This is a genomic window from Arthrobacter sp. 9AX (assembly GCF_902506095.1).
In the GTDB taxonomy this organism is placed as follows: Bacteria; Actinomycetota; Actinomycetes; order Actinomycetales; family Micrococcaceae; genus Arthrobacter.
Genome location: NZ_LR733293.1, coordinates 598,147 through 622,084, shown reverse-complemented (window position 1 = coordinate 622,084; position 23,938 = coordinate 598,147). Strand labels below are relative to the sequence as shown.

Genomic DNA, 23,938 nt, shown 5'->3' with positions numbered 1-23,938 from the left:
TACTATTGAGGCAGAAGGATGAAGTGCTTCCGGGATCCGGAGGCCTCCTTTACTTAGGAAGAGGAACGAAAAATGGGATTTATTGCATTTCTTATTCTCGGACTTATCGCTGGTGCGATCGCTAAGGCGATCCTTCCGGGCAGGCAGGGTGGCGGCTGGCTCATCACCCTCGTGCTCGGCGTCGTTGGAGCACTGCTCGGCGGCTGGATCGGTGGAATGATCTTCGGCAGCGGGCTGCAGGAGTTCTTCTCCCTGCAGACGTGGCTGCTGGCCATCGGCGGCGCACTCATCGTGCTCCTCGTGTACGGCATGGTCACCAAGCGCGGCGTGCGCGGCTAACTCCCGCGCCAGCCAGGAAGCCGGCCTGGGGACACCATCCCCGGGCCGGTTTTCCTATCTCCCCCGCCTTGGGTCTGTTGCCCTTGGCTGGAACTGAAAACCTTCTCACGGAGCAGGAGTTCATCATGAAAAACAAACTTCTTTTAGGTGTCGGAGTGGCCGTCGGGTACGTTCTCGGATCGCGGTCCGGCCGGGCGGCCTACGACAAGCTCAAGGCACGGGCTGCCGGAGTCTGGGACAGCAAGCCTGTCCAGGACAAGGTGACCGTAGCCACGGAAGCCATCAAGGAAAAAGCCCCGGAAGTAGCGGACCAGCTCACTGAGGCCGCCCGCCGCGCCGGCACCGTGCTTGGCTCCGCGGTGCACCGTGACGGGTCGGCCGGCTCGCCTGGCTCTACGGGCGCTGGCTCAACGGGTTCTGGTTCAACGGGTTCTGGTTCAACGGGCGGCGGCGGGACTCCCGCGGGTGCTTCTGCGGCCGGGGACCTCAACGGAGACCACGTCCCGTCCCACAGCACGCACCCGGAGACGCTCAACCTGGACACCTCCAGTGGCGAGGCCCAGTCCAAGGCCTAGCTGATCTTGTTGGCGCGTTACGCGGTCTACCCCGTGTGACAAGGCACCTGAGCGCCGATGTGTTACAACTGGATGGTTTTGTTGGCCGTCGCGATCCTTGGGGGACGCGGCGGCCAGCGGCGCATTAACCAGCATTTTGATCCGAGCGGTATGTCTGCCCCCACGGCACTGCGGCATCAAGAGCCCCGCGGACGGTGTATTACTTGAGGCGCGGGGCGCCGACCACAACGGTTCCGTCCAACTCCTCCGAGTAAACGATTTGAGCCGACAGTCCCGCAGCACCCATGATGGCGGCAGTCCCCGCTGCCTGCCGCTCACTCGTTTCAATAACAAGGCGACCAGTCAGGTCGAGCCACGTTGGGGCGTCGCCGATGATCCGGCGGTGGAGATCCAGGCCGTCCGGTCCGCCGTCAAGCGAGCTGCGCGGTTCATGGATCCTGGCCTCGAGCGGCATGGTGGGCAGCACGTCCGTGGGTACGTACGGGGCGTTCACCACAATGAGCTGCACCTGCCCCCTAAGCCGCGACGGAAGTGCTGCATAGAGATCACCCTGGTGGACTTGCCCGGCTACAGCCGCGAGATTTCGGCGAGCGCACTGCACGGCTGCGGAGTCGATGTCTGCGGCATGGAGTTCGCGGACAGGCACCTGAGATGCCACCGCCACGCCCACAGCCCCCGATCCACAGCAAAGGTCAACAACGATTCCCGGCCTTCCACCAACCGCGAGGTCTTCCCGCAGCAGGGCTACGGCCTCAGAGACAACCAGTTCGGTGCGCCGTCGCGGGACAAAGACACCGGGATCAATGGCGATGCGAAGTCCGCTGAACCCGGCCCAGCCAACAATGCATTCAAGCGGCTCACCGGAAACGCGGCGGTCAATCCACGCGGCCAGCTCTTCGGAACCGGCTGCTTCCGACAACAACAGCTGCGCCTCTTCCTCGGCGAAAACGCAGCCCGAAGCGCGCAACAGGTCGACAACTTCGGCAAACAGAGGGCGGGCAGGTGATGCGGGACGCGGCATAGAAACGCCTTTCGGTGGGCCAGCGGGCACTCGCGCGTCTTCCAGCGTTGACCGAACCAGCCTTGGCGGCCCGGGCGGCAAGGGGTGGGAGTACCCGAAACTGATGAAGAAGGAATCGGACTCACCTCCTTTGCCGTGGCTGGAATCCAATGCTAAACCGTAGTTCCGCTGAGTGCTGGCATTTTATTGGCAGGATGGACCCATGACTTCCCCCGCCCAGCACCCCATCATCTGGACCGGCACGTACACGCCCGACGGCGGCGGTCGGGCAGAAGGGATCGGAGCCTTGTCCGCCCACCCCGACGGAAGGTTGGAATGGCTGGGTACGGCAGCCAAGGCCGATTCGCCGTCGTTCGTTGCCGTCCACCCCAAGCTCCCCGTGGTGTACGCGGTAGCGGAACAGCGCAAGATGGTCCGGGCGTTCCGGCGCAGCGGCGACTTCGGACTTGAGCCCCTTGGTGATCCGCGGCCTGCCGGGGAAGCGACCTGCCACGTGGCCGTGGACCCGCAGGGCCGCTTCCTCACAGCCGCCTGCTGGGGCGACGGTCAGGTACTGCTCTATGAACTCGATTCCGGCGGCGGCATCACGGCACGCTTTCCCGCGCCCGCCTCGGTGGATCCGCACTCCAGCCAGACCCCGGGCAAGCCGCGTCAGAGCCGCGCCCACGCCAGCCTCATCCTGCGGGACGGCCGGATCATGACTACCGACCTGGGCCACGACACCCTCCGCATCTGGAACTATGTGCCGGGATCGGGCCTGCAGGCAGACCACGAGGTGGCACTCCCCTTCGGCTGCGGGCCCCGCCACATGGCCCAGCACCCCAGCGGCAACGTCTTTGTGGTTTCCGAATACTCCATCGAAGTCTTCGTCGTCAGGCCGGAGGCGGGAACGTTTGAGCTCGTTTTCCGGGGCCCTGCCACTGCCGGCGGCAGCCTGCCCGATGACTCGGCAGCGGAGATCTGCCTCGACACCCAAGGACGTCACGCCTACGTGGGCGTCCGCGGCTCCAACCTCCTGGGCGTACTGGAGGTCGCCACCGAAGGCACAGAACTGCTGCCCATCAAGGACTTTCCCAGCGGCGGAGACTGGCCGCGCCACCACCTCGTCACCGGCAACTGGCTGCACGTCGCCCACGAACGGTCGGACAACATCGCCACCTATGAGTTGGACCCGGCAAGCGGACTGCCCGGGCCCCTGGTCCACAACCTGCGGACGCCGTCGCCCACCGCGCTGGTGCCGGCCACCTGACGCGGATGTGCCCCTGGGCCCGTCGGGGTACAGGTCCTACGGCAACTCTCACGGTTGCTCCCTGAAGCTTCCAGGGCCACCTGCAGCGGCTTTTCCTAAACGCTGGAGTTATTCGGTGCAAGCGTTTACAGTTGTGACGTGGTTCACAGGGTCGACGCGATCCGGTCACCAGGCATCCCATGCCAAATCCCTTGCCCCGGGCAAGCCTGTACAGCAGCGCAGCTACCAGGAAAGGTCTCTTCCTTGAAATTCCGCACCCTCCCCGGCGCTTCCCCACGCGCCACAACACGAACAGCCGCCGCACTGACGGCCGCCCTCGTGGCCGTTTCGGCGTCGGTTCTACCGGCGCAGGCCACTCCGGGCACCCGGAACACCACCAACCAAGGCACCGGAATCCCGGTCAGCATTGCCAAAAGCACCGGCACCAAGAACCCTGGCGACGACGGCCAGGGCAACAACGGCCGGGGCAACAAAAAGCAGGCCACAACGCCCGCCTTGCACAGCCTGCGCGCACCCGTCACCGACGAGAACTTCTACTTCGTTATGGCTGACCGCTTCAGTAACGGAAGCACCACGAACGACGACGGCGGCCTGGGCAGCAACCCCATGGTGTCCGGCTTCGACCCCACCAAAAAGGGCTTTTACAACGGCGGCGACCTTGCTGGCCTGCTGGACAAGATCGACTACATCCAGGGCCTGGGCACCACCTCCATCTGGCTGACCCCCAGCTTCAAGAACAAGGCAGTGCAGCCCGAGGACAAGTCCGCCGGCTACCACGGCTACTGGGTCACGGACTTCACCCAGATCGATCCCCACCTCGGCACCAACGGCGAACTCAAGGCACTCATCGACGAGGCCCACAGCCGCGGCATGAAGGTGTACTTCGACATCATCACCAACCACACTGCGGACGTCATCGGCTATGAGGAAGGCGCGCGGAAGGGCTATGTCTCCAAAGACGCCGTCCCGTATAAGACGGCGGCAGGAGAGGAATTCGATGACAGGGACTACGCGGGCACGGCAAACTTTCCCGAGCTCAACGCTGCCACGTCGTTCCCCTACAAACCGGTCCTGGAACCGGGCGAAGAGAACCTGAAGGTTCCGGCCTGGCTGAACGATCCCACGCTGTACCACAACCGGGGCGACACCACCTTTGTGGGCGAAGACTCCTTCTACGGTGACTTTTTCGGCCTGGATGACCTCTTCACCGAGCAGCCCAGGGTGGTGGACGGAATGAAGGACATCTACAAGACCTGGATCGGTGACTTCGGCGTAGACGGCTTCCGGATCGACACCATGAAGCACGTCAACAACGAGTTCTGGCAGGATTTCGGCCCGGATGTCCTCGGCTACGCCAAGGAGCAGGGCAAGGACGAGTTCTTTATGTTCGGCGAGGTCTTCGACACCAGCAAGAGCTTCACTTCCCAGTTCACCACGCGGAACAAGATGCAGGCGGTGCTGGACTTCCCCTTCCAGGACGCGGCCCGCAACTTCGCTTCCAAAGGGCAGGGCGCAGGCACCCTGGAATCGTTCTTCGCTGGCGATGACTGGTACACCGACGCCGATTCCAACGTCTACCAACTGCCCACGTTCCTGGGCAATCATGACATGGGCCGCATCGGAAGCTTCATCGCCACGGACAACCCCGGATCGTCCGACGCCGAAAAGGTGGCCCGCGACCAGCTCGCCCATGAGCTGATGTACTTTTCCCGGGGCAACCCGGTGATCTACTACGGCGACGAACAGGGCTTCACCGGCCCCGGCGGCGACCAGGACGCCCGGCAGACGCTGTTCGCCAGCCAAGTGCCGGAGTACCTCGACGACGACCTGCTGGGCACGGATGCCACGCACGCCACGGACAACTTCAACCAGGACCACCCGCTGTACACCAAAATCAGTGAGCTGGCCGCGCTGACCAAGGAGCACCCGGCCCTCCGCGACGGCGCCCACCAGCACCGTTACGCATCCGACGGTCCCGGGATCTATGCCTTCTCGCGCACCGACGCCGATGACCAGCGCGAATATGTGGTGGCACTGAACAACAGCGAGCAGCCGCAAACCGCCGAGGTGCCCACCTATATCGCCAAGCGCACCTACACCAGGATCTACGGCGAAGCCGCTGACGAAACCAAAACCTCGGAGGACAGCAAGCTGACGGTCACCGTTCCCCCGCTCTCCGCCGTGGTCTACGAGTCCTCCGGCCGGATCCCGCACTCCAAGGCCGCGCCCGCCGTCGTCCTCCAGGAGCCGGCCGCGGCGCAAGGTGACAACGGGCGGCTTAAGGTGACGGCCGACGTCGACTCCTCCTCATTCAATGAGGTCACCTTCGAGGCCAGGCCAGCAGGCGGCCAGTGGCAGCCCATCGGCACGGACGACACCGCACCGTACCAGGTGTTCCACGACGTGGCGGCGCTGGATGCCGGCACCCCCGTGGAGTACCGCGCTACGGTGCTGGACAACGGCGGACACACCGCAACCTCACAGAGCCGCGCAGCAACGGTTCCCGTGCCGGTCCTCACCCTGCAGAAACCTGTTGAGGGCAGCAGTGCGAAGGGCTCCGTGGAGCTCAGTGCCACCGCGGACCCGGAAAAGGCGAGCCATGTGGTGTCTTTTGAACGCAGCGTCGCCGGCGGGGACTGGACCGCGGTGGGTTCGGATGATTCATCACCGGTGTACTCGCTGAAGGACGACGTATCAGGCCTCCCGGACGGAACGCAGGTGGGGTACCGCGCCAGCATGGCGGGCCCGGGTTTCAGCGTTACCAGCAGTGTCCGGACCGTCACCGTGGGTGATGCGCCGCAGCCCGATGCGGTGACGGTGGCGGGATCCCTGAACGAGGCCATGGGCTGCACGGCGCCCTGGGACCCTGCGTGTTCCCAGGCCAGGATGGTCCTGGACCCCGCGGACAGGATCTGGCGGCTGACCGTTGATCTTCCCGCCGGGCAGTACGAGTACAAGGCCGCACTCAACGGCAACTGGGATGTGAGCTACGGGGCCGGCGGTATCTTGAACGGATCAAACATCATGCTGGACCACCCGGGCGGACCGGTCACGTTCCGGTACGACAACAGCACGCATGTCATCAGCGCGGTGTACGCATCGCAGCAGCCCGGCGCCGTTGCGGCTGCGGGGAGCATGGACAGCGAACTCGGCTGCGCCACGGACTGGGAGCCGGCCTGTGACCAGGCACAGCTGGCCCTCGACCCGGCCAATCTCGTGTGGAAGCTGTCCGTCCCGGACCTCCCGGCCGGCAGCTATGAGTTCAAGGCCGCCTTGGACAGGTCGTGGGGAGTCAGTTACGGTGCGGGTGGAAGTTCGCCGGGTGCCAATATCGTGTTTGAGCACGACGGCGGCCCGGTCACCTTCCGTTACGACCACTTCACCCACCTCATCACCGCGGGCTGAAAGCAAGTGACATCCCCGCCCCGAGAGGGCGGGGATGTCACTTAGCGCCCGGGTGTCCCACCTGGAACGTCGTCAGGTGACCCCGCGAGGCGGGGAGGGTCGGTGCAGGCGCGGACGCTAGCTTCTAACGGCGTGCCCGAGGCTTGCGATGAGACGGCTTATGGCATCCTCGGCGCTGGGCGGGGGTCCGAAAACCTCAGACTGTCGCGTTGTGTGGGCAACATACTTACCGGTTTGGAACCAGCCCATCATGGCAGCCATGTCCTTGGCCATCGGGGTGACCGGTCCCGTCAGCGCCCCGACTGCCCGCAGGACGCCAACCGGCACCGACTGGACGCGAACCTCCTCACCGGTCAGCCGCTCTGCGATGTCTGCGAACTCCTGCATGGAGATGGGCCTGTCCCAGCCGATGTCGATCCGCTGGCCCTCCACCCCCGGAGCATCCACGGCAGCCGCCAGATAGCCGGCAAGATCCGGCGTGAGCACAAAGGTCAGCGGGATTCCCGGCGAACCGAACCACCTGACTCTGTGCTTGGTGACGGGATCGCCGCCGAACCGGGTCACCTGGTCCAGGAAGGCTCCGGGCCGCAGGGCCACGAACGGGACACCCAAGGCTTGGAGCCGGTCCTCCATCAGCCGTTTGTGCCAGAAATGCGGGACATCCGGCGTCTGGTCGCACGTGAGGATGCTGGTGAGGATGAAACGGCGTACTCCTGCGCGCTTGGCAGCATCGGCGAGGTTGGAGTTACCCACGGTGTCGATTGCCGGGCTGTCGCCCTTCCGGTGCCTTGTGTAGCCGGCTGCCGAGGTGATCACCGCATCCGCGCCGGTCATCGCCCGGACCAGCGAGTCCACGTCCATCATGTCGCCACGGGCAATCTCCCCCCCGGCGGATTCCAGTCGGGAGGCATCCGAGCCCGGCCGCACTAAGGCCCGCACCGGCTTCCCCCGGTTCAACAGCTCAGTGACCACCTGGCCGCCGAGCATGCCCGTGCCGCCTACAACGAGTACTGGCCCTTCGCCCATAGTCTTCTCCTGACTGTTGCCCCCGCCGCTGTTGCCTCCGCCGCTGCTGACCCAAACCGCTTGAAGTACACCGCTCAAGCTACACCCTGAGTTACACCGGTGACCTGTCCGCTGCCGGTAAAACCGCGCGACCGCCGCTAACCTTTCCTACCCGTGCAGGGCCCCCTCCACCGCCGCCAGCAACGCGTTGAATCGAGGGTTGGCGGCAAGATCGTCCAGGAGCACGGGACGGCCGTCCGGGCCGCCGAGCGGAACCTGCCAGTTCGGGTAGAGCGCTTCGGTGGTGCCGGGCTGGTTCTGGACCCGCCGCTCCCCCACCGCATCCACCAGGGCCACTCCAAGCAGGACCGACGGCGCCTGCGCCAGCAGCAGATGCAGCGCTTCGATGGTCCGTTGGTCGCTTCCACCAGGGCCGGACCCGTCTTCCGGCAGGTACCCGCGCTCCCTCAGCAGCGCAAACATCTTCTCCAGCGAGGCGTTGTGCTCCGCCCGCTCTTCCGCTTCGGAACGCTCCAGCAGGCCCAGCCCGCTGCGCAGTGCCACATGGTCGCCGGCGAGGTAGCCGGCGGTAGGTGGAAGGTCGTGGGTGTTGACGCTGGCAAGTGCCTGCGTCCGGTACCTTTCAGGCGCAAGGGGCGAGTCGCCGTCGTACTCAAACCAAAGGATGGATGTGCCCAGGATGCCGCGGGCGGCAAGGTAGTCCCGGACCCAAGGTTCGAAGGTGCCCAGGTCCTCACCGATCACCACGGCGCCGGCGCGCTGCGCCTCGAGGGCCAGGATGCCGATCAGCGCCTCGTGATCATATTTCACGTACGCGCCGTCGCCGGGGGCGTTGCCCGCAGGAATCCACCACAGCCGGAAGAGGCCCAGGATGTGGTCCACCCGCACGCCCCCCGCATGGCGCAGCACGGTGGCCAGCATGTTCCGGAACGGGAGGTATCCGGCCTCGGCCAGCCGGGCGGGATGCCATGGCGGCTGGCCCCAGTCCTGGCCCTGCTGGTTGTACATGTCCGGGGGCGCGCCCACGCTGGTGCCCGGCGCCAGCACATGGCGGAGGGTCCAGGCATCGGCACTGCTGTGGTCCACGCCCACGGCGAGGTCGTGGACCACGCCCAGGCGCATGCCGGACCGCAGTGCGGCCCGCTGGGCGTCTTCGAGCTGTTCATCGCAGATCCACTGAAGCCAGCGGTGGAACCCGATCCTGTCTGCCAGCCTTTCCCGCAGCGCTTCGGTCTGCGGCGCGCCGATGGCGCACGCCGGATCGGTCCAAAACGGGTCATCCGGCGCGAGGTCCTCCCGGAGGGCGGACCACAGGGCAAAATCGTCCAGCCCCTGGCCGGCGATGCGGCAGAACTCATCGAAGGCAGCCTGCCGGGCGGGCGCACGGCGGGAATGGTAGAGCAGCTCAAGGGCCTGCAGCTTGGCCGCGTAGACGGCGTCGCGGTCAAGCCGGGAGCCCTCTTTGTTCAGCCCGGCCACCTCTTCGTGGAGCTTCTCCACGGCGGCCCGCTTGCGCGGCCTCAGGTACGCCACCTCGGGGATCGCCTCGATGCGGATGTACAGCGGGTTGAAGAACCGCCGGGTAGAGGGCGAATAGGGCGACGGCTGCACCGGCGGCACCGGTTCGGCGGCATGCAGCGGATTGACCAGGACGTAGTCCGCCCCGCGGGTGCCGCTCAGCGCGGCAAGGTCCGCCAGGTCGGAAAAGTCTCCAATGCCCCACGACCGCTTTGACCGGACGGAGTAAAGCTGCGTGGCAAGTCCCCAACCCCGTCGCTTCTCCAACCCCGCGGCAGTGGTCAGCCTCGCGGGCACCACCACCAGGGTGGCGGACGCGGTGGCGCCCTCGGACTCGGCGGTGAGGGTGTGCCATCCCAGCGGCAGGTCCTGCGGAAGGGCAAAGGTGGCACGCCCGGTGGCCACGCCGTCCACATCCCGCGGCTGGACCCAGAGGTCCTGCTGGACGGCATCCCGGGCGGCGGTGCCGCCTTCAAGGGTGATGCTGAGCCGGGCCGTGGCGCCGTCGCGAACGTGTACTGGTACCTGCGCGGGTTCACCCTGCTGGATGACGACGGCGGGTGGCAGCATGCGCCGCCAGGGTGCCAGTTCCGCCTCCGCCAGCGCCGCCTTGATGAGTTGGCTGGTATGCGCCTGCACCCCGAGCGAGGCCAGCACCTTGATCAGCGTCGCTTCGGCAACAGAGTGCGGCAGGCCGTCCCACCCCTGGAAGGAGGTTTCCACGCCGTGCGCGTCCGCCAGTTGCTGGAGGAGGTGCGGGTCAACAGGCTCCCCGGGCGCAGTTTCGGTGGCCGCTGCATAGGCTTCGCCGTAAGCGGGTGGAAGCCCCGGCGCGGGTGCCTGCGATGGGAAGTGCTGCTGGTCTGAAGCCGTCATTCGTGTCCGCCTCGTTTGCTGATGTGGCCCGAACTTACAGTGCTGCCTGTTGCACCGGGAGCCTGCACCCCCGCGCACAACCGTTGGTCCAGATTATTGCAGGGCAGCGCACAGGTGAAACCCGGACACAGGTGCACCAGGCCAGTAACGTCGCATTAAAGGGCTGGAACTCAGGGCTCGAAATGGGTGCTGACCGACCCCTTGCTGACCTGGCTCAGGATGTCCGCGGCGAGATCACGCAGTTTCTGGTTCCGGTGGCTGGAGGCCTTGGTGAGGACCGCCATCGCTTCTTCCTGCGAGCACCGGTTCTGGGCCATCACCACGCCGCAGGCAAGGTTGATTTCGGTGCGGTGTTCCAGCGCGGCGCCGAGGTCCTCGGCCAGATTTTGGGCGTCGGCGATCCTCAGGGCAAGCCGCAGTGCGCGCCCGGCCAGCTCGGCATAACCTTCTGCCCGTTGGACCACCTTCTCGCTGAAGACCCCGGATTCGGTGGCGAAGAAGTCCAGCGCGGCGGCCTGGCTCTCGTCCAGTGCCAAGGGGACGCCCAGCACACTGCGGCAGCCGTTGGCTGCCAGGAGCTTTTGGTATTCGGGCCAGCGGGGGTCCGTCTGCACGTCGGCGAGGATGACGGGCTTCATCGTTTCCAGGGATGTCAGGCAAGGTCCCTGGCCAAGATCCTGCTCAAGTTTGTCCAGGACCAGCGCGCGGTCGCTGCTCCCGGCGACGGTGGCACTGCGTTTGCGCCGCCGGAGGGTAACGCCGCATTCGATGTGCGAATCCGCGGTTTCGCTCAAGGTGGAGGCCGCCATGACGGACAGATCACCAAGGAAGCCGCTCACGCTGGTGCTGCCGATAATCATGTCGTGCAGCTTGACGAATTGCTCGTCGCTGCTGTGAGTGTCCATGCCTCAATATAAGCGACTTCCGCCCCCTCCTGCGCTCCACAAAACGTCACACCACGGCGTGAGCGTTACCTCAAAAGTCGAAAAGAGAAGGACTAAGGCGGATTTCTTCAGCGGCACCGCCGATCTGTGTAGCCTCGTGACGATCAAGGGCACGTATCAAAGCTGCGTGCCGCAAGGAACTGTGAGGAGACCGGAAAGATGAGCCTCAGCGAACTGCGGGTGTTCGGGCGGTCAGGTACGCCGATCAGCCCGCTGACCCTGGGCACCATGAACTTCGGGGAGGGGACCGGGGGGCCGCCCGGCGCACCCACCGGAGCCGAGGAGAGCATCCGGATCATCCACGCGGCGCTGGACGCCGGCATCACTGCCGTCGACACGGCCGACGTCTACTCCCAGGGAGAATCGGAGCAGGTGGTGGGGCGTGCACTGCGCGGCCGCCGTGACGATGTTTTCCTGGCCACCAAGTTCCACGGCCAGATGAGCCCCAATCCTGCCCATTCCGGCAATTCGCGGCGCTGGATCACCCAGGCCGTGGAAGGCAGCCTCCGTCGCCTGCAGACCGACCGGATCGACCTCTACCAGGCGCACCGGCCGGACTACAACACCGACGTCCTGGAGACCATCACTACCCTTAACGACCTCATCCGGCAGGGAAAAATCCTCTATTACGGCACTTCGGTGTTCACCCCGGCGCAGCTTGTGGAGGCCCAGTGGCTCGCCACCACCAATCACCTGATCCCGCCGCTTGGCAACCAGGTGCCCTACTCCATGCTGGTGCGGGCCAACGAGCGCGACGTCTTCCCGATCGCCCAGCAGTACGGGCTCGGTGTGCTGGCCTATGGTCCGCTGGCCGGCGGCTGGCTGTCCGGTGATTTCACGCTGGAGGCAAGCAAGGCGCCCACCCGGGTGCATTCACTTCCGGGCCGCTATGACATTTCCGGCCCCTCCAGCGAGCGGAAGCTGCACGCGTCGGATGCCCTGGCCCGGCTGGCGGACAAGCTGGAACTGTCGCTGGTGGACCTGTCCATCGGCTTCGCCCTGACCCACCCCGCCGTCAGCAGCGTGATCATCGGCCCGCGCAACGAAGAGCATCTGGCAGCCTACGTGAAGGCGGCGGAGGTCCAGCTCGGAGAATCCGTCCTGGACGCGATCGACGACGTTGTGCCGCCGGGCACCAACTTCGTGGAGCGGGACGCGGGCGCCATCGTGCCCTCGATTGAGTTCGCAGAACTACGACGGTGCTAAGAGGACGACGGCGGCAGTCCCGTACCGGCGCCGTTCTCCTGGATGCGTGGGTTCACTGGTTCGCAAAGCTCTTGACTGCTCAGGCCAAGGCTCCTACGGTCAATATCGATAGACCCGATTGAGATTTCAAGGCGCGTCCAATGCCAATGTCCGAAGAGGAGCGGAGGCTCCTCAAGGAGCTGGAACTCGGGCTGATCGCCGACGACCCCCACCTGGCGATGGAACTGCTGTCCGGCTACCCCTCACGCCGGTTCAGGCCAGGCCTCCTGTATGGTTCAGCTGCGGGCCTGCTGGGCCTTGTCCTCTTCATTGCCGGCGTCAGCGGCCACACCGCCGCACTGGGAATCACCGGATTCGCATTCGTGGCCCTGGGCACATACCTTGTCCTCGCCAAGCGTAAACGCACCAACAGCCGCCGTGGCCGGCATGGTCGGGCGGGGTAGCCGGGACGGCTGATCCGGCCTCCAACCATCCGCGGGTTCCCCCGGTCCGGACGCCTGTGGCAGCAGGAAAGCCAGCCCGCCCAGGACGGCGGCCGCTCCGATCCAGCCCGCGGCCGGGAGCCGCTCCCCCACCACCAGCACGGCAAGCACCGCAGCCACGACGGTCTCCACCAGGGAGAGGCCGGTGGCGGTGCTCGCCCGGATCCGGGCCAGGCCCCACCCAAACAGGACATAGCCGGCAAACATCGGGACGAGGGCCATGTACGCTCCAACAGCGAAATTCGTCCAGGATTCGACCAGCGGGCGGCCGGTCAGGAAGAGGACGGGGATCAACAGCACGCCACCGACGCCGAAAACCGTGCCCATCGTAGCCCGCGAGGATACTCCACCGCTGATAAGGCGGTGCGCTGCCCACGAATAGAGGGCGTACGTCACGCCCGCAACCAGGCCCAGCGCGATACCCGCCGGCACAGCCCAGGGCTCCTGTGCTGCGATCCCTTCGCCGCTGCCGGCGCCGGAGCCATCGGCCTGGTGCCCGCCGATCGACAAAAGGACGGCGCCGCCCACACCGAGCACGGCCCCGCCAAGCCACCGGCGGGTTAGCGGCTTCTGGTCGGCAAAGCGCTCGATAACGGCTGAAGCCACCGGAGCCGAGCCAATGGAAACCACGGTTCCCACCGCGACGCCGGCAAGGTGCATGGAGGTGTAGAAAGCCAGGGGATAAACAGCAACGGCCAGTGCTCCCAACGACACCAGGGGCCATTGCTGCAACAGGCGCCGCCACTGTCCGCCGATCGACCTTGCTGCGTAGACGGCCTGGAACAAACCACCCGCACCCATCGCCACTGCACCAATGGCCAGCGGGCTCACCGCCGGAGCAAAAGTGGCGGCCGTTCCAGTGGTCCCCCACAGCACCGACGCCGCCAGAACAAAGACTGCACCCCAGAATGGTCCGGGCAGATGTCCGGACCGGGACAGACGGAAGGAGCCGCCCGCGGGAGTGCTCGCAGCTCGTCCAGCATCTGCCCGGCAATCATCCGGCCCTCCAGCAGCCGGGCGTCCCCGCCATCGAGCCCTGCCCGGACCATGGCGCCCTCCAGCAGGAAGGCGAGGTGGCCGGCAAGCCGGACGCGCCTGTCGTCCTGGCCCGGCAGCAACTCCCCCAAGTGCGTGGCCAGGAGCGCCTCCACCTCCTCCTTGTGGCGCCGGACCGCCACCCGCCCTGGGCTTCCTGCGGGCAGTTCCGCCGCAGCATTGAGCAAGCCACAGCCACGGAATCCGTGGTCATAGGCAAAGTTCGCGTGGTCGACGTAGGCATCAAAAGTGGCCAGCACCCGCTCCTTGGGTCCGGCAGCGCTGTCCAGCCGCACCTGGTACAGGCCCAGCCATTCCTCGTGCCGGGCCTCAAGGTAAGCAGCCACCAGGGCCGACTTCGACGCGAAGTTGTTGTACAGGCTTTTCTTGGCCACGCCGGCTTCGGCCGTAATGGCGTCGATTCCCGTGGCACCCACACCTTGGGCGTAGAACAGCCTCGCGGCGGCCTCGAGCAACAGCGCACGGGCACGCTTCTTCGTTGGCAGGGCGGCGTCGGCCGGGGACATGGGAGCTCCTTTTTACAGTCCAGTAGGTAGACCAGTCTACCTACTGGACTGAGGCTGATTCCAGTGCCCGCGAATTTTGCTGAAAGGAAAGCCTTGGAGGCGTAACCTGAAGGCGTTTCAGCGGTCAGGAGGCGGCGATGGGTTCAATGGACGGGCGGCTGGTGCTCGTGACCGGTGCGACCGGCGGGCTGGCAAAGGCGGTGGCCGCGGGGCTGGCACGCGAAGGGGCGGCGGTTGTCGTCGTCGGACGTTCCATGGACCGGACCGAGGAAGCGATGGATGCAATCCGCACCCAGGTCCCCGGCGCCCGGCTCGAACCGCTGGCCTGTGACCTGTCGGTCCAGTCCTCCATCCGCTCGGCGGCATCAGACTTCCTCTCCCGGCACGAACGGTTGGACGTCCTGGTCAACGCTGCCGGTGTGTTCCGGAAGGAACGCCATGTGACGCCGGACGGGCTCGAGCTGACCTTCGCCACGAACGTTATGGCTTATTTCCTGCTGACCAATCTCCTGCTGGACGCGCTGCAACGCGGAGCGGATGCAGCGCGTCCAGCAGGTACACCGGGTGCGCGCATCGTAAATGTGGCGTCGCGGTACGGCAACACCTCGCTGAACTTCGACGATCTCCAGACAGCGACGGGCAAGTACAGTTTCCTGCGCTCCACGCCGCCCACCATGCTTGCCCGCGTCCTCCTGACCCAGGAGTTCGCCGAACGGCTTCGCGGAACAGGGGTGGTGGCGAATGCGGTGCACCCGGGGCTGGTCAAAAACACCGCACTGCTGCAGGACGTGGGAGGCCCTTTCCGCTGGATCACCAACACCTTCGGCGTCCCTGCCGGGAAGGCTGCGGACACGGCCATCTGGCTTGCCGGCTCACCCGAAACGGCCCACGTTTCGGGCAAGTTGTGGGCAAAGCGGAAGGAACTTCCCACGCCAGGGATGGGCTCGGATCCGGGCGCCCGGAAGAGGTTGTGGGAGGCGTGCACCAGCCTGATAAAGCATTCCTAAAACCCACCCATCCATCATGCGGATGGCTCCGAACCCACAGGAGAGGAACTCTCTTGAGAGCGGACGGAGCAATGGACGAGAACGACCAGCAGGCCTTGACAGGCGGCGTCATCAAGGAACACGATCTTGACCTGGCACAGCTGTGGCTCGATTACATTGCCCTGGGCGGCAACGCCACCCAACAGGACGTCAAGGAGTACAGCGCGGGACTGACCAGGCTTCCCTCGAAGGAACGCGACATCCTGTCCCAGGCTGTCAACGAGTATTCGGATCCTGCGGGCCGGCCTCGTGAACTGCTGGCGATGGCCCCTTACAGCGACTCCCTGCTCAGCCTTGTGCGGAAGGATCCCGCCGGTCCCCAAACCTCAAAGTAGGCAGGTCCGGGTGTTCCCCGCCAGGGCGCGGGGTCCAGGCCCTGCGCGGGTTCCGCCGAGGGCGCGGTCCTAGGCCAGGGCGCGGGCGTTGAGGGTATCCCTGATTCCAGTCAGCGCCGGGTCCCGCAGCGACATAAATGCCGGCTTCAGGAGTGGCTGGATGATTTTCGCGGCGCCCTTGATGCTGAATTCTGCCGTGTACTTGACCACGGAGCCCACGTCTGAGGGGCTGACATCAATGGAGTCGAAGGCTGTCACCGTCTTGTTTTCACCACGGAGCTTGATGTGGTTGTCCGTCAGTTCAATGACTTCGTATTCCAGGGACTGCCGCTTGCCCCGGAACTCAGACTCGGCGTGGTACCGGTGGCCCACTGCCACCGGGCCCGGGGTCAGCTTGTCCATCACCGGGGTGCTGGGATCCCACTCGCTGGTGTGCTCGAACTCCCGCATGTAGGCGAAGGCCTGGTCGGCGGGCAGTTTTGTTTCCACACTTCCGGTGACTGTGATCATCACCCCAGTGTAGGAACCGCGGCGCCCGAAGCCCACCCCTCGCGGCGGCCAGGTCAGCGGCGGGACGCCGGGAGCTGGGCAGCTGCCATCTTGTAGCAGAGCCTTCCGCCCAGTTCCCGCGGCCGGATCCACACCTCGTAGCCCTCGGCGGCGGAAAACAGGGCCCTGCCGCCGCCGGCGTCCGCGGCAAGCCACAAGGCGGAAGAATCCTCCATGGCATCGTCCACCACGCCGGTGCGCACCATCTCAAAGTCCTTGCGGACCTCCACGGGTATTCCAACCAGCCGGTACCAGTCGTGGTAGCGGTACGGCTTCATTGCTTTGCCCTCATGCGCCGGCAGGTCAGCAGGCTTCGAAGTCCGTCAGGACCTTAACCTTGCCCGCCGACGCGGAAGCCGGGTCAAAGGTGTAGCCGATCCACTCCCTCGCCAGGCGGCGCGCCAGTTCGATGCCCACCACACGCTGGCCCATGGTGAGCACCTGGCAGTCGTTGGACAGGATGGAGCGCTCAACGGAAAACGAATCGTGCGCAGCCGTGGCCCGGATCCCCTCCACCTTGTTCGCAGCGATGGCCACCCCGATGCCAGTGCCGCAAAAGAGGATGGCACGGTCGGCGGCGCCGTCCCGGATCATCTCTCCTGCCGCGATCCCCACGTACGGATACGGCCGGGTGAAATCGTCCGTGGCGTCAGTGCGGTTTACGCCGATATCGATGACTTCGCTGACGCGGGGATCCTGCCGGAGGTCCTCAAGGACCTTGTCCTTGTAGTCCACGCCTGCTTCGTCCGCGCCCACGATAAGCCGCAGCCCCATGGTTTGTCCTTCCGTTTGATGCTTGTGGTCCGGCTCTGCCTGAGCCGGTTTGCTTGCGCCGGTTTTGGTGAGCCCGCTTACGCCTGGGCTGCGGCCGGTTCCTTGGCGGGAATGGCCGTGAAGTGCGGGCCCATCACGGTGAACAGCATGGCCAGCGACGTGGCGCCGGGGTCCGGGGTTCCAAGGCTCTTCCCGGCCAGGGGACGGGCACGGCCTTTCAACGGCAGCAGGTCAGCAGTGGCCGCCGCAGCGTCCGTGGCGCGGCGGGCCGCTTCCTCCCAGGCCGCGTCCAAGGGCCGGCCCTTGTCCACCAGCCTGCCAAGGGTTTCAGCGAAAGGCAGCAGGGCGTCCACCATGGTTTTGTCACCGGTTTCCGCTTTGCCCAGCTGCACGACCCGCTCCGCGAACGCGGTCACTGCAGCGGCCAACTCCTGCGGAGCGGGAACAGCGGAATTCGCAACCGATTCGCCGAGAGCCCGCAAGCCTGCTCCCCACAGCACACCTGATGTTCCGCCCGCCTTGTCCGCCCAGGCATCGCCCGCAGCAGCAAGCACGTCCCCCGCTCCGGCGCCCTGCTCCAGGGCGATGGCGGCCGCCGCGGCTGCGGCGTCGATGCCCCGGACCATGCCGCGGCCATGGTCGCCGTCACCCGCGATCGCGTCCATCCTGCCGAGTACTTCCTCGGCTTCACGGATTGAGGAGCGTGCTGCTTCGAGCGCCGCAACGCAGGCGCGGGCATAGTCACGGGAGGCGGGCGAGGCGACGAACGCCGCAACGTCCGTGCCGGCGTCGTGCGCTTCTTCAACGGCGGCGGCCCCGGACTCCCGGGCGGTGTTCCCGCGGCGGTACGCCGGGGTCTCGGCCGGAGCAACCCACAGTGGCTCCAGTTCGTCGTCCAGCCAGGTGACGGTCAGGGAGACACCGGCCATGTCCAGGCTGGTGACCAGTTCACCCACCTCGGGCATGACCAGCGTGTAGCCGGCCGCGCGCAGCAGCGGCGCCACGGTTCCCCAGAGGACAAAGAGCTCTTCATGCTTGGTGGAGCCGAGCCCGTTGAGGATAACGGCGATCCGGGTCCCGGCACCCTCCGGGGTTTCGGCAAGCAGCCGGGTGACGAGTTCCCGGCCCAGCTCCTCGGCGGAAGGAAGGTCGGTGTCGAAAAGGCCGGGCTCACCGTGGATGCCCAGGCCCAGGCCCATCTGCCCGTCCTGAAGGGAGAACAGCGGCGCGGACGCGCCGGGAAAAGTGCAGCCGGAGAAGGCGCTGCCGATGGTGCGGGTCCTGGCGTTGGCCAGGCGCCCAAGGCGGACGACGTCGGCCAGGCCGGCGCCGGTTTCGGCGGCGGCGCCCATAATCTTGAAGACAGTGAAGTCACCGGCGATGCCGCGGCGTTTGTCCACTTCCGACGGCGGTGCGCTGGCGATATCATCCGTGACCAGGACGTTCTCCACCGCGATGCCCTCGGCGGCGAGCCGCTCGCTGGCCATGCCGAAGTTCATCACGTCGCCTGCGTAGTTTCCATAGGTGAAGACGATGCCGGCGCCGGACTCCGCGGCTTTGGCCACGGCATAAGCCTGCTGCGCTGATGGCGAGGTGAAGATGTTGCCCACCACGGCGCCGTCGGCAAATCCCTGGCCGATCAGGCCGGCGAAGGCCGGATAGTGCCCGGACCCGCCGCCGGCCAGGACGGCCACCTTGGGCTGGACAGGCCGGTGGCGCCGGACGGCGCCGCCGGGGACCTGGCGCACAAGGTTCGAGTGGACGTCGCAGAAACCTGCCAGGGCTTCCTCGGCGAAGTTTGAGGGGTCGTTGAAGATCTTTGTCATGGTGGGCTCTCCGGCATCCGTGGTTTTTGGGGCGAACAGGACCGTCAGTGCATGTGGCTTCCGCCGTTGATGTCCACGGTGGTACCGGTGAGGTAGGCCGAGTCCTCGGAGGACAGGAAGGTGATCACGGCTGCCACTTCATCGGTGGTGGCGTTGCGTCCCAACGGGATGCCGGCGTTGATGGCTGCTTCCTGCTCCTCGGTGCTGCCCACTCGGATGTTGGTGTCCACGGCGCCCGGCGTGATCGCATTGACCGTGACGCCGGTAGTGCCGAGTTCGCGGGCCAGTGCCTTGGTGAAGCCGAGGATGGCTGCCTTCGCCGCGGAGTACGGGACCTTGCCGAAGACGCCGCCGCCGCGCTGCGCGGACACGGAAGACATGTTCACGATCCGGCCCCAGCCGTTCTCGATCATGCCGGGCAGGAATGCCTTGGTCACCAGGTAGGTGCCGGTGGCGTTGACGTCCATGACCTTGTGCCACAGCTCGAGCGTGGTTTCGAGGAACGGGACAGGGGAGGTGATGCCGGCGATGTTGGCGAGGGCACCCACGGGAGGCAGGTTGCCGGCGGCAACCTCGGCGGCCACGGCGGCCTGGGCGGCAGTGACGGAGGCTTCATTGGCGACGTCGATTTCGTGGCCAAACACCGGGACGTTGAACTCGTTGCCGATCTCGGCTGCAACCTTGGCGGACTTCTCGCCGTCGAGGTCGAGGATGACCACGGCCCAGCCCTGGTTGGCGTAGCGGCGGGCGGTGGTGAGGCCGATGCCCCGGTCGGAGGTGGCCCCGGTGAGGACGGCAGTGCGCTGGATGGTGGTCATGGTTGCTCCTTGGTGGTGATGCAGATGGTCAGATGAGGTCCGTGATGAAGCTCGCGGCCTTGGCGGCTGCTGCGGGGCGTTCGTCGTGGGTGATGTCCCGGGTTTCCAGCTCGAGCGAGAAGTGCCCGGTGTAGCCGTCAGCGGCTAGACGCTGGAGGCCGCCGGCAAAGTCGGCGCTGCCTTTGCCTATGCTGAGGTTGATATTCTCCGTCACGGCATCACGCAGGTGGACGTGTGCGATGCGGCCCTTGTGCCGGTCCAGGTAGGCCAGCGGGTTCTCGCCGGCCGCCACGATGTGGCTGAAGTCCATCACAATGCCGACGCCGGCACCCGCCAGGCGGTCCGCCAGCAGTCCGGCGCGTTCCAGGTTCCAGCAGAACCGCAGGAAATGCAGCGATTCAGTCCAAAGTTCGACGCCGAACTCCGCCGCCCGCTGTCCGGCACCGATGAGTTGGGCGGCGATAAGGTCGAGGTCCTTCTCCACGGTTTGGACCGGGTTATGGTCCAACGCACCGCACGGCAGGACCAGCGCCTTGGCACCGGTGTTGGCTGTGAGGGCCAGCAGGGAGTCAAGGTGCGCCCCCCTGGCTGCGGAGGCATCGGCGTCGAGCACTGCATTGAGATCGCCGATGTCCCCATTAACCGAACGCACGCGCAGGCCGGACGCCAAAACCTCGCTGGAAACGGCGCTGACGGCTTCAGTGGAGAGTTCATAGGGCACGTGGTCGCAAACACCGGGGAGTGCACCAAGGTCGATCTCCTCGAAGCCCAGTTCCGCCATGGTGCGCAGAGCCGCGGGCAGCTCCTGGTGGCGGAAGCTGATGGATGAACACCCAAGTCGGGAATGGAACATCATTGATCCTCTGGTCAGTGCCGTGCAGTAGTGATGGGCACCACAGTACCTTTGTTGATTGTTAACAGTCAACCCTTAGAGTCGACTGTTGACACTGATCATGATGCGCGTCACACTGGGGATATCATTTGTTAACAGTCGACAGCGGCGGACTCCTTCAGCCGCTTTTCGAAAGGGAACCACCATGAGCAAAGATGCTCTGACCATGCGCGGTCCGGTCCACGGAACCAAGGACGCCAAGCGCGTTGCCATTGGCTCCGGCGTGGGTGCAGTGATCGAGACGTATGACTTCATCGGTTTCGGCACCGCCGCTGCGCTGTACTTTGGAACTGCGTTCTTCCCGGGAAGCGATCCGGTCACGGGCACCCTCGCTTCCTTCGCCACCCTCGGCGTCGGCTTCGCAGCCCGGCCGCTCGGCGGCATCATCGGCGGCCATCTGGGTGACAAGGTGGGCCGCAAACCTGTCCTGGTCGCCTCCCTGATCCTGATGGGCCTGGCAACGTTCGCCATCGGCCTGCTGCCCACCTACGCCGCGGTGGGGCTCCTGGCTCCGGCGTTGCTCGTCTTCGTCCGCATCGTGCAGGGCCTGGCATTCGGCGCCGAATGGGGCGGCGCGATCCTGATGAGCTACGAACATGCCCCCTGGAAAGCCAAGGGCAAGTACACCGGCATCGTCCAGGCCGGCTTCCCGGTTGGCCTGTTGCTGGCCAATCTGACCTTCCTGTTCAGCGTGAACCTGGGCGGCGAGCTCGCGTGGCGCATACCTTTCCTTGCAAGCATCCTGTTGGTTGCCGTGGGCCTCATCATCCGTTCCAAGGTTCCCGAGTCCCCGGTTTTTGATGAGGTCAAGGACAGCGGGGCCATCGTCAAGTCCCCGATCGTTGAGGTCATCAAGACCGACTGGCGCAACATCGTCAAGGGCATTGGCCTTCGCGTTGCCGAGACCGCAGGCTACGCCGTGTCCATCACCTACATGATTTCCTACATCAACAGCCAGCACCTGGCCGACAAGAGCCAGACCCTGGTGGCTCTCTGCATCGCCTCCGGCATCGGCATCGTCGCCACCCAGGCCTGGGCAGCACTCACGGACCGAATCGGCCGCCGGCCCCTCTACATCTGGTCCACTGCCTTCGCCGCACTCTTCGCCATTCCGATGTTCCTGCTGGTCAACACCGGCCTGTTCATCTTCATCATCGTGACCATCGTGATCTCCTACGCCGTCTGCCAGAACTCGCTCGCCGGCGCCCAGGGCGCCTGGTTCCCCGAGCTCTTCCAGGCCAAGACCCGCGCCTCCGGTGCCAGCCTGGCCTACCAGATCTCCGCCATGGTTTCCGGCTTCACGCCGTTCATCACCACCCTGCTGTTCGTCAGCTTCGGCTGGATCGGCCCGGCACTCCTGTTCGGCACCTACGCAGTGATCGGCCTCTGGGCTGCCCTCGCCACCCGGGAAACCTGGGGCAAGCGGGAGCGCGAACTGGCTGACGAAGCCACCAAAAGCACCCCCAACACGGTAAGCGTCTGATGACCCTCACGCACGAAACGAACACGGAGCAAGCAATGCCTGTAGAAACAATCCAGGAGCCGGCCACCAAGGGCCCCGTGACGCAGGAGCGCATCGCAAAGATCAGCGCCGCGGCCTACAGGATCCGGCACCATGCCCTGAACATGGGTGAAGTGCAGGGCCAGGGTTATGTGGGCCAGGCCCTGGGTGCGGCAGACATGCTGGCCACGGTCTATGGGGACCAACTGAACTTCCGTCCCGAGGACCCGCACTGGGAGGCCCGGGACCGGTTCCTGCTCTCCACGGGCCACTACGCGATCGGGCATTACGCGGCGCTGGCCGAGGCAGGGATCGTCCCGGTCGAAGAGCTCGAGACCTACGGCTCGGACGATTCCCGGTTGCCGATGTCCGGGATGTCCACCTACACCCCGGGCATGGAAATCTCGGGCGGTTCGCTGGGCCACGGCCTGACCATCGCCGTCGGCATGGCTTTGGGCCTGCGGTACCAAGGTTCGTCCGCCCGGGTCTTCAACTTCCTCTCCGACGGCGAACTGGACGAGGGCTCCACCTGGGAAGCCGCGATGGGCGCGCACCACCACCAGCTCGGCAACCTGACGGCGATGGTGGACATCAACGCACTGCAGGCGGACGGCAAGACGGACACCGTGCTCCGCACCGAGCCGGTCACCGAAAAGTGGGAATCGTTCGGCTGGTACACCCAGCGGGTGGACGGGAACGACGTCGGCGCGCTGCTCGCAGCGTTCGACAACGCAGCCGCCCAGGCAGCCGCCGTCGGACGTCCCTCTGCCATCCTGTGCGACACGAAGGTGGGCCGCGGCGTGCCGCTGTTGGAGGACCGTGAAAAGGCGCACTTCATGCGCATCGAAGAACATGAATGGCAGACCTGCCGCGAGCAGCTCACCGCCGGCTACGAAGGAAAGGCTTCAGCATGAGCACCACCACCGAGGCCCCCGATACTGCGGCAGCCGCTGCAGCACCCGCCAAGCCGAAGCTGAAGACCTCGGCAATGATCGCTTCCTTCGCCGACCCCGGCCAGAAGACAGCCTCTGCGCCGTTCGGGCACGCACTCGTCAAAGCAGCGCAGGAGAACGACAAAATCGTTGGCCTGACCGCGGACCTGGGCAAGTACACGGACATGCACATCTTCGCCAAGGCGTTCCCGGAGCGGTTCTTCCAGATGGGCATGGCCGAGCAGCTGCTCTTCGGCGCCGCCGCGGGCCTGGCAGAAACCGGACTGGTGCCGTTCGCGTCCACCTACTCGGTGTTCGCCGCCCGCCGCGCCTACGACTTCCTCTGCCTGGACGCCGCCGAACCGAACCTGAACGTCAACATCGTCGGCGGCCTGCCGGGCCTGACCACCGGGTACGGCCCGAGCCACCAGGCCACTGAGGACATGGCGATCTTCCGCGGCATGCCGAACCTCACCATCGTGGATCCCTGCGACTCGATCGACATCGAACAGGCTGTCCCCCAGCTTGCAGCCAGCGACGGGCCCACCTACCTGCGCCTGCTGCGCGGCAGCGTCCCTACCGTCCTGGACGAGTACGACTACACGTTCGAGCTCGGCAAGGCCAAGGTCCTGCGCGGCGGCAACGACGTCGTGTTCATCTCCTCCGGGCTGATGACCATGCGCGCCCTCCAGGCAGCAAAGGCCCTCGCGGCACACAACGTGGACGTCGCCGTCGTGCACACCCCCACCATCAAGCCGTTCGACGCCGAAACCGTCCTCGCCGAGATCAACACCGACCGGCTTGCCGTCACGCTTGAGAACCACTCCGTAGTGGGCGGTTTGTTCGAAACGGTGGCCTCCGCCGTCGTCACCTCCGGCATGGGTAAGCGCGTGGTGCCCGTGGCGCTCCCCGACCAGTTCCTCGACGCCGGTGCCCTGCCCACCCTGCACGACCGCTACGGCCTGGCCGTTGACCGCATCGTGGCGAAGGTGCTCGCCGAGCTCGGTTAGGTCCGGGCTCAGACGAGCCGCGAAGAAGCATGCAGCAGGAAGCACGGTGCCC

21 protein-coding genes and 2 pseudogenes are annotated in these 23,938 nt (G+C 65.8%); 11 read left to right on the top strand and 12 right to left on the bottom strand.

Going from position 1 to position 23,938, the window contains the following annotated elements; genetic code table 11:
• Positions 1-72 precede the first annotated feature (72 nt).
• Together BACI348_RS02860 and BACI348_RS02855 are read left to right on the top strand one after the other, a co-directional pair.
• A complete protein-coding gene (locus BACI348_RS02860) occupies positions 73-339 on the top strand; it encodes a GlsB/YeaQ/YmgE family stress response membrane protein (RefSeq protein WP_159823864.1) in 267 nt (88 codons plus the stop codon).
• Positions 340-464: 125 nt separating this feature from the next.
• On the top strand, positions 465-914 hold the full coding sequence (locus BACI348_RS02855) for a YtxH domain-containing protein (RefSeq protein ID WP_159823863.1): 450 nt from the start codon (positions 465-467) through the stop codon (positions 912-914).
• 199 nt (positions 915-1,113) lie between these two features.
• Here the strand turns inward: BACI348_RS02855 and BACI348_RS02850 are convergent, their stop codons facing one another.
• On the bottom strand, positions 1,114-1,935 hold the full coding sequence (locus tag BACI348_RS02850; RefSeq protein ID WP_159823862.1) for a putative protein N(5)-glutamine methyltransferase: 822 nt from the start codon (positions 1,933-1,935) through the stop codon (positions 1,114-1,116).
• Between the two features lie 202 nt (positions 1,936-2,137).
• Between BACI348_RS02850 and BACI348_RS02845 the strand changes: the two genes are divergently transcribed.
• Both BACI348_RS02845 and BACI348_RS02840 read left to right on the top strand, forming a co-directional pair.
• Positions 2,138-3,184, top strand: coding sequence for a lactonase family protein (locus BACI348_RS02845; protein WP_159823861.1), 1,047 nt, complete (start codon positions 2,138-2,140; stop codon positions 3,182-3,184).
• Between the two features lie 243 nt (positions 3,185-3,427).
• Positions 3,428-6,589, top strand: coding sequence for an alpha-amylase family glycosyl hydrolase (locus tag BACI348_RS02840; protein ID WP_236557386.1), 3,162 nt, complete (start codon positions 3,428-3,430; stop codon positions 6,587-6,589).
• 117 nt (positions 6,590-6,706) lie between these two features.
• Here the strand turns inward: BACI348_RS02840 and BACI348_RS02835 are convergent, their stop codons facing one another.
• The 3 genes from BACI348_RS02835 to BACI348_RS02825 form a co-directional block, all read right to left on the bottom strand.
• Complete coding sequence (locus BACI348_RS02835) at positions 6,707-7,615, bottom strand: SDR family oxidoreductase (RefSeq protein WP_159823860.1); 909 nt, start codon at positions 7,613-7,615, stop codon at positions 6,707-6,709.
• A gap of 147 nt (positions 7,616-7,762) precedes the next feature.
• On the bottom strand, positions 7,763-10,009 hold the full coding sequence (gene malQ, locus BACI348_RS02830) for a 4-alpha-glucanotransferase (protein WP_159823859.1): 2,247 nt from the start codon (positions 10,007-10,009) through the stop codon (positions 7,763-7,765).
• Positions 10,010-10,179: 170 nt separating this feature from the next.
• Positions 10,180-10,914, bottom strand: a complete 735-nt coding sequence (locus BACI348_RS02825; RefSeq protein ID WP_159823858.1) for a GAF and ANTAR domain-containing protein — start codon at positions 10,912-10,914, stop codon at positions 10,180-10,182.
• A 198-nt stretch (positions 10,915-11,112) separates the two neighbouring features.
• Between BACI348_RS02825 and BACI348_RS02820 the strand changes: the two genes are divergently transcribed.
• Both BACI348_RS02820 and BACI348_RS02815 read left to right on the top strand, forming a co-directional pair.
• On the top strand, positions 11,113-12,159 hold the full coding sequence (locus BACI348_RS02820) for an aldo/keto reductase (RefSeq protein WP_159823857.1): 1,047 nt from the start codon (positions 11,113-11,115) through the stop codon (positions 12,157-12,159).
• A 140-nt stretch (positions 12,160-12,299) separates the two neighbouring features.
• Positions 12,300-12,479, top strand: a pseudogene (locus BACI348_RS02815) (DUF3040 domain-containing protein); the annotation flags it as partial.
• On the opposite strand, the gene BACI348_RS02810 reads toward BACI348_RS02815, so the two are convergent.
• Positions 12,435-13,517 (bottom strand): DMT family transporter, encoded by a 1,083-nt coding sequence (locus BACI348_RS02810; protein ID WP_328699906.1) that lies wholly within the window; start codon positions 13,515-13,517, stop codon positions 12,435-12,437. The pseudogene BACI348_RS02815 and the gene BACI348_RS02810 sit on opposite strands and share 45 nt — an antisense overlap.
• A 92-nt stretch (positions 13,518-13,609) precedes the next feature.
• A pseudogene (locus tag BACI348_RS02805) lies at positions 13,610-14,203 on the bottom strand (TetR/AcrR family transcriptional regulator); the annotation flags it as partial.
• Positions 14,204-14,340: 137 nt separating this feature from the next.
• Between BACI348_RS02805 and BACI348_RS02800 the strand changes: the two are divergent.
• Together BACI348_RS02800 and BACI348_RS02795 are read left to right on the top strand one after the other, a co-directional pair.
• Positions 14,341-15,210, top strand: a complete 870-nt coding sequence (locus BACI348_RS02800; protein WP_236557384.1) for an SDR family NAD(P)-dependent oxidoreductase — start codon at positions 14,341-14,343, stop codon at positions 15,208-15,210.
• A gap of 71 nt (positions 15,211-15,281) precedes the next feature.
• On the top strand, positions 15,282-15,584 hold the full coding sequence (locus BACI348_RS02795; protein WP_159823855.1) for a hypothetical protein: 303 nt from the start codon (positions 15,282-15,284) through the stop codon (positions 15,582-15,584).
• Positions 15,585-15,653: 69 nt separating this feature from the next.
• On the opposite strand, the gene BACI348_RS02790 is transcribed toward BACI348_RS02795, so the two are convergent.
• The 6 genes from BACI348_RS02790 to BACI348_RS02765 form a co-directional block, all read right to left on the bottom strand.
• On the bottom strand, positions 15,654-16,094 hold the full coding sequence (locus BACI348_RS02790) for an SRPBCC family protein (protein ID WP_159823854.1): 441 nt from the start codon (positions 16,092-16,094) through the stop codon (positions 15,654-15,656).
• Positions 16,095-16,147: 53 nt separating this feature from the next.
• A complete protein-coding gene (locus BACI348_RS02785; protein WP_159823853.1) occupies positions 16,148-16,411 on the bottom strand; it encodes a hypothetical protein in 264 nt (87 codons plus the stop codon).
• Between the two features lie 25 nt (positions 16,412-16,436).
• Positions 16,437-16,907, bottom strand: a complete 471-nt coding sequence (locus BACI348_RS02780) for a ribose-5-phosphate isomerase (protein ID WP_159823852.1) — start codon at positions 16,905-16,907, stop codon at positions 16,437-16,439.
• A gap of 77 nt (positions 16,908-16,984) precedes the next feature.
• Positions 16,985-18,733, bottom strand: a complete 1,749-nt coding sequence (locus BACI348_RS02775) for a dihydroxyacetone kinase family protein (RefSeq protein WP_159823851.1) — start codon at positions 18,731-18,733, stop codon at positions 16,985-16,987.
• Between the two features lie 44 nt (positions 18,734-18,777).
• Entirely contained in the window at positions 18,778-19,551 is a 774-nt protein-coding gene (locus BACI348_RS02770) for an SDR family NAD(P)-dependent oxidoreductase (protein WP_159823850.1), read from the bottom strand.
• A 28-nt stretch (positions 19,552-19,579) separates the two neighbouring features.
• Positions 19,580-20,404 (bottom strand): sugar phosphate isomerase/epimerase family protein, encoded by an 825-nt coding sequence (locus tag BACI348_RS02765; protein ID WP_159823849.1) that lies wholly within the window; start codon positions 20,402-20,404, stop codon positions 19,580-19,582.
• A gap of 184 nt (positions 20,405-20,588) precedes the next feature.
• Between BACI348_RS02765 and BACI348_RS02760 the strand changes: the two genes are divergently transcribed.
• The 3 genes from BACI348_RS02760 to BACI348_RS02750 are packed head-to-tail and all read left to right on the top strand — an operon-like array spanning position 20,589 to position 23,886.
• Positions 20,589-21,926 carry an MFS transporter gene (locus BACI348_RS02760; protein WP_159823848.1) on the top strand — a complete coding sequence of 446 codons (1,338 nt, stop codon included), beginning with the start codon at positions 20,589-20,591 and terminating at the stop codon, positions 21,924-21,926.
• Positions 21,927-21,961: 35 nt separating this feature from the next.
• Positions 21,962-22,858 carry a transketolase gene (locus tag BACI348_RS02755; RefSeq protein ID WP_159823847.1) on the top strand — a complete coding sequence of 299 codons (897 nt, stop codon included), beginning with the start codon at positions 21,962-21,964 and terminating at the stop codon, positions 22,856-22,858.
• Entirely contained in the window at positions 22,855-23,886 is a 1,032-nt protein-coding gene (locus tag BACI348_RS02750) for a transketolase family protein (RefSeq protein ID WP_159823846.1), read from the top strand. The genes BACI348_RS02755 and BACI348_RS02750 overlap by 4 nt, the downstream gene beginning before the upstream one ends.
• Positions 23,887-23,938 lie beyond the last annotated feature (52 nt).